The 5,727-nt window shown below is 64.5% G+C and carries 7 protein-coding genes; 1 reads left to right on the plus strand and 6 read right to left on the minus strand.

Annotated elements, in window-relative coordinates:
- On the minus strand, positions 1-324 hold a 324-nt coding region (locus HUK84_RS09160; protein WP_176640022.1), incomplete at its 3' end, for a hypothetical protein.
- A gap of 240 nt (positions 325-564) precedes the next feature.
- On the opposite strand from HUK84_RS09160, the gene HUK84_RS09165 reads away from it, so the two are divergent.
- Positions 565-1,077, plus strand: a complete 513-nt coding sequence (locus tag HUK84_RS09165) for a hypothetical protein (RefSeq protein ID WP_176640023.1) — start codon at positions 565-567, stop codon at positions 1,075-1,077.
- Positions 1,078-1,309: 232 nt separating this feature from the next.
- Here HUK84_RS09165 and HUK84_RS09170 read toward each other — a convergent pair whose 3' ends face one another.
- The 5 genes from HUK84_RS09170 to HUK84_RS09190 all read right to left on the minus strand — a co-directional run.
- Entirely contained in the window at positions 1,310-1,915 is a 606-nt protein-coding gene (locus HUK84_RS09170) for a nitroreductase family protein (RefSeq protein ID WP_176640024.1), read from the minus strand.
- Between the two features lie 87 nt (positions 1,916-2,002).
- The gene (locus HUK84_RS09175) at positions 2,003-2,839 is read right to left on the minus strand and encodes a fumarylacetoacetate hydrolase family protein (RefSeq protein WP_176640025.1); all 837 of its coding nucleotides are present in this window, start codon (positions 2,837-2,839) and stop codon (positions 2,003-2,005) included.
- Positions 2,840-2,856: 17 nt separating this feature from the next.
- Positions 2,857-3,582, minus strand: a complete 726-nt coding sequence (locus tag HUK84_RS09180; RefSeq protein ID WP_176640026.1) for a pirin family protein — start codon at positions 3,580-3,582, stop codon at positions 2,857-2,859.
- On the minus strand, positions 3,579-5,144 hold the full coding sequence (locus HUK84_RS09185; protein ID WP_176640027.1) for an efflux transporter outer membrane subunit: 1,566 nt from the start codon (positions 5,142-5,144) through the stop codon (positions 3,579-3,581). The genes HUK84_RS09180 and HUK84_RS09185 overlap by 4 nt, the downstream gene beginning before the upstream one ends.
- Before the next feature lie 10 nt (positions 5,145-5,154).
- On the minus strand, positions 5,155-5,727 hold a 573-nt coding region (locus HUK84_RS09190), incomplete at its 5' end, for an HlyD family secretion protein (protein WP_176640028.1).

A 5,727-nucleotide genomic window follows, 5' to 3' on the forward strand; every position in this document is an offset into this window, starting at 1 on the left:
GACCAGCAGCGCGGCCCCCAGGAACGCCTGCCGCTCGATCCGGTCGTCGGGTATGTTGGCTTCCTGCAGAACGAGACGTTCGGGATCGGAACCCAGGGCCTCCGCCCCTTCAGAGAAAACCTGACGAACGTCCCGTACGTCGCTGTCGAACAGGTTGCGTTCAAGCTGCCGATAGGCAGCGCGGCTGCCCAAGCCGGGAAAGAACCCAACCGGGCACATCGAAATGGAGCCCGATTGCGCTGTTGCCCCTCGGCTCACGCCGTCAGGCGCGGAAACCGGACGGGCAGGTTTCTGACTGGTACTCATCCGTGTCTTCCCTTTCATGACCGATAGTCTCGTTATCGACGTTCCTGCCCGTATTCACGACGCACACCTTTTGTGGTGTGTTTTATATACAATTGTTTTTATTGATTTTTTTTAAATTCCACCTGGAACGGCACCAAGCATTTTTTGATGGCCGGACCGGTGGACTGCCACCATCTTTGCAAATCATCCTATGTTTAAGTCAATAACGCACATTTAAGTGCGTAGGTATCAAATTTGATATTTCGGCGAAGGGAAATCATGCTGCCGGAGGGCATCGCAGCACACGGCACAGATGCCGGTGCGCGCTCATTCCCGCGTTGCCAAGAATTTCTAACTTATTGTATTTTAAGGAGTTTATTTCGTTTAGCCACGCCCGGCATCCGAACGGAGGCGACGGCATGGCCGGACAAGTGCGAACAGGACGTAAACCGGCGACCAAAAGCAGGCCTCATTATGTTACAGTACCGTATGGTACCAATTGTAAATAAATGCGACATGGACCTTTTGCTTATCGGCGCGATTTTGGCGGAAGCCAGCGACGTTCGCCTCGCGGGCGGTTGTATTGGCGCCGTAGTGACCGCCAATGTCTTACGTCGCCGCGCGGAACGCATTTCATGCAAGGCAATGATCGATACGCGCGGGAGCGCGACCTCGAAAAGGATCCAGATTAGAAAAATAAATATTGATTTAATTAAAACATCATCCGATCGGATGGAATCGTCATCCGACATCCTGCGGATGTCGGATGATGCGCACAATTCAAACCAATGACTTAGTATCTTCCAGCAATCGTGCAACATGCCTTCAGGGCAATGTCGGCGAGATCAACGCTTTTCCTCCACAGGAGGACTGGACTACAGCGAAGATACGATCGGGCAAGAACGTGCAACGACTGATGCGAAAAATCGCGAACGGCGGTGCCCAGGGTCGACGCTCTACCGGCGCTCTCGAATCCTGGCACCACCAAGGGCCTCATCGCGGCCCATATGCCGGGAAGCCCTGTTCAGAAGCGGTCATAGGCGACGATGTCGGCATCCGGGATCCGGCCGCCATGGGGCGGCAATGCGCCGGTCCCCTTTCCGACCGCGACGAACATGACCAGTGCATGGTCCTTGGGCAGGCGGATAATGTCCGCGACCTGCTCGAAATCGAAGCCGTCCATCGGGCAGGTATCGTAGCCATGCGCGGCGGCCGCCATCATCAGGGCATAGGCCGCCATACCCGCGGACCGGAATGCCTCGTCACGCTGCATGGCGGGGTTGTTTTCGTAATATTGCGTGATCATAGTGACATATTTCTCGCGCATGTCCTCGGGCGCGTCCTTCCAGTACCGGCCGGGGTCCTTTGCGTAAGCATGCATGTCCGCGCACAGAACGATCAACGCCGAGCATTCTTCGATCTGCGGCTGGTGCCACGCCACCTCCTTGATCGCGGCGCGGATGACGGGGTCGCGCACCACCAGGAATCGCCAGTTCTGGAGATTGAATGCCGTAGGCGCCGTTCGGGCCGCATGCAGGATCGCAGCCAGCGTTTCATCCGGAATCTTGTGGGCCGCGTCGAAGCGTTTCGTCGCTCGCCGCGCGAGCATCGTGTCCAGGATCTCGTTCATCTCGCCTTCTCCTTCTGTCCGTCCATGTCCACCGGCGGCGCGCACGGAACCGGACGACCTGCCGTCGTGCCGCCGCCGCGCACCTTATCAGGCCACGCGTTGCCGCTGCCTGCCAAGCCGCTCGATACCGAGTTCCACGACGTCGCCGGACCGGAGATAGAGAGGTTCGGGCCGCATCCCCATCCCCACGCCCGGCGGCGTGCCGGTGGCGATGACGTCGCCCGGCATCAGCGTCATGTAGCGGCTGACATAGGCAACGATCTCGGCTACGGAAAAGATCATCGTCCTGGTATTGCCAGCCTGCATCCGGCGGCCGTTCACGTCGAGCCAGATCGCCAGATCCTGGGGATCGGACACCTCATCCTTCGTGACGAGCCACGGGCCGAGCGGACCGAACGTGTCGCATCCCTTGCCCTTGTCCCACTGGCTGGACTGCATCTGAAAGGCGCGCTCGGACACATCATTGGCGACGCAATAGCCTGCGACATGATCCAGCGCGTCTCCCGGCGACACATCCTTTGCGCGTGTGCCGATGACGACGGCGAGTTCCGCCTCCCAGTCCAGCCGGGTCGCGCCGAGCGGCGGCACGATCGGGTCGTCCGGCCCCGAGAGCGCAGTGATCGCCTTGAGAAAGACGATCGGCTCATCCGGGACGGGCAGACCAGCCTCTTCAGCATGATCGCGATAATTGAGGCCGATGCAGACATATTTTCCGATACCCGCGACCGGCACTCCCAGGCGCGCGCCCGCTTCGACGCGCGGCAATGTCCGCGGGTCGAGATCCGCCAGAGCCGCAAGCCGCGCCGGCGCGAGACTGTCCGGCGTCACGTCGCCGATCACGCCCGCCAGGCTGCGCACGGCCCCCGTCTCGTCGACCAGGCCCGGACGTTCCTGCCCCGGGGTTCCGTAGCGGCACAGTTTCATGACCCTCTCCTTCCGCGTCAGTCCGAATCGCAGACGACAAGGTGCGATGGCTCGAGCGCCCGCACAATGACCGTCTCGCATCCCGTGACAGCGGCGCCGCAGCCCACGTCGGCGTCGCGCCCGAGAATGTCCACGCGTCCCGCGACGACGAGCGCGTAGACGGACCGATCCGCGCGCGTGGAGATGACGGCCTGTCCGCCAGCCGGCAAGGCGATGCGGAGCACGCGCGCCCGGGCCTTCAGCGGCAGCGGATCGCCCGACCGCCCCTGGTCCGTTTCCTCCGGATCGTCCTCAGGGAAGCCGCTGGCCAACAGGATGTGCTCATGGCCCGACCGATCCGCATCGCGGCGCAAGCCGATTTCCGGCTCGCCCCCCTCTTCCTCGGGCAGCAGCCAGAGTTGCAGCAGCGCCGCCGGGGCACCGCCAGCCTGCCATGTCGCCAGGCCGATGCCGTCGCCGGCACTGACGACATGACAATCGCCCGGCTGCAGCAGGCTGTCGCCAAGACCATCCACCCGCACCACGACCGTTCCGTCCAGAACCAGGGTCACGATTTCGACCGAACGCTCGTTCGCCAGCCTGAAGGCGGCGTCGGCGTCGAGTTCGATCCGGTTGAGCACGCGCAGCCGTCCCCAATGAACCGGGGCCGTGCCGGCATAGTCCCTAAACGCGAAATGACAGCGCAGCGTCACGCCATCGCGCGTGAGAAGGCCGAGTGTGGACGGGTGATGGAGCTGGATCATCCCTGATGCACTCCCTCCTGGCGCACGCCCTGCCCTGCCCGCTGCGCCGTTGCCAGCGGATAGCGTTCCTCCCAGCCGCCGCCGAGCGCGCGATAGAGCCGCGCAACCGAGACAGAAACCGCCGTCGTCGCCTGCACGAGCTGGTTCTGGCTGGCCAGCAGCGCGTTCTGCAGGGTCAATACGTTCAGGAAGTCCGACGCGCCCTGCACATATTGCTGCTGGGCCAGGCTCACCGCCATCTCGTTCTGCGCCACGGTCTCGCGCAACTGGTCGCGCTGCTGCTGCGCGGCCGAGAAATCAGCCATGGCGTCGTCGATCTCCTGCCACGCCTTCAGGATCGTGCGCTGGAGGTTGATCGCAGCTTCCTTCTGCTGTGCCTTGCGCAGACGCAACTGCCCCGTCAGGCGGCCGCCCTCGAACAGCGGCAGGGTCATGGTCGGTCCAAAACCATATTGCCGCGACGCCCAGGTGCCGAGCTCGCTGAACTGCAGCGCCTGGATGTCCAGGCTGCCCGACAGCGTCACGCGCGGGAAGAAATCGGCCACCGCCACGCCGATACTGGCCGTGGCCGCGTGAAGCTGCTCCTCCGCCACGCGGATGTCTGGCCGGCGCTCCGCCAGTTCCGACGGCAGACCGACCGGTACCGAGATCGGCACGGGCGGGATCGGCGCGGGCGTGCCCAACTGGGATCGCAGCGCGCCCGGCTCGCGCGCCACCAGGAAGCTCAGGGCGTTGATGAGATGTACTTCCTGGCTTTGCAGCACCGGCAAGCGCGATTGGAATTCGCTGAGTTGGCCGCGCGAATCCGCCACGTCGAGCCGGGTCGCCGCCCCTTGCGTGAAGCGCAGCGTCGTCAGGCCGACGCTGTGGCGGGCGATGTCGATGTTCCGGCGGACGATCGCGATCTGTGCCTGCACGCCGCGCAGATCGAGATAATCCTGCGCAGTTTCCGCCATCAGCGAGACCAGCACGTCACGCTGCATGTCCTCGGTCGCCCGCACCGCCGCGCTGGCAGCCTCCACCTGGCGCCGGACATGGCCCCAGAAATCGACCTCCCATGACGCGCTCAGGCCATATTGCGGCAGATCGAAGGGCGCCGCGCCCGTCGTGCCGGGCAGGCGGGCCGGCCCGAATCCCTGCGCCCCGCTGGCGATCTCGCCCGGGCCCTGTTCCTCCATCGTGCCCAACAGCCCCAGCACGCCGTTGGGGCTGGCCCGCTCGCGTGCATAGGAGGCGTTGGCCTCGACACGCGGGAACTGGGCCGCGCGGGCGATACGGCGTTCGGCCAGGCTCTCGGCCAGCCGCCAGGCGGCGGCGCGCAGATCCAGATTGGCGTCGGCAACCTGCTGCTCCAATGCCGTCAGGGTCGGATCGCGATAGATGCGCCACCATTGCGGGTCGGCCGGGCTTTCGACTGGCCGGCTTTCGGCGTCGCCCAGGCCGCGATGCCAATGGGCCGCGCTGGCGAGATCGGACTTGTGGTAATCTGGCCCGACCGAGCACGCGCCGAGCAGAAGAGCGCTTGCCAGGGAGAGGCAGCTACGATTCACGAGGGTCGCCATGATCCGCCCCTCACCGCCACGCATAGCGCGGATCGTTGGCCTTCGGGCCCTCGGGGCGCGACGCCGTGTCGACCGTGACCTCCACCGACATGCCGACCCGCACACGCGCTGCCAGAGTCTGGCCCGGATCGAAGGTGATCCGCACCGGCAGGCGCTGCACCACCTTGGTGAAATTGCCCGTCGCATTGTCGGGCTGGATCGGCGCGAAGGCGACGCCGGTCGCGGGCGGAATGCTGTCCACATGCGCGCGCAGGGGCTGGTCGGGGAAGGCATCGACCCACACCGTCGCCTTCTGGCCCGGCAGCATATGGGTCAGTTGCGTTTCCTGGAAATGGGCGACGACAAACGCGTCTTGCACCGGCGTGACCGCCATCAGCGCCGTGCCAGGATGGACATAATTGCCGACGCGCACGCCGCGGGCGCCCACCACGCCGTCGACCGGGGCGGGAATCGTGCAATAGGACAGGTCGAGTTCCGCCTGCTGCGCCATGCCTTGAGCGCGCACGAGGTCGCCCTTGGCGCGTTCGATCCGGGCGGCCAGGACGTCCTTTTCCTGCCGCGCGGCCAGAAAGGCGGCCTCGTC

The sequence above is a fragment of the Nguyenibacter vanlangensis genome (assembly GCF_013376155.1).
GTDB lineage: Bacteria > Pseudomonadota > Alphaproteobacteria > Acetobacterales > Acetobacteraceae > Gluconacetobacter > Gluconacetobacter vanlangensis.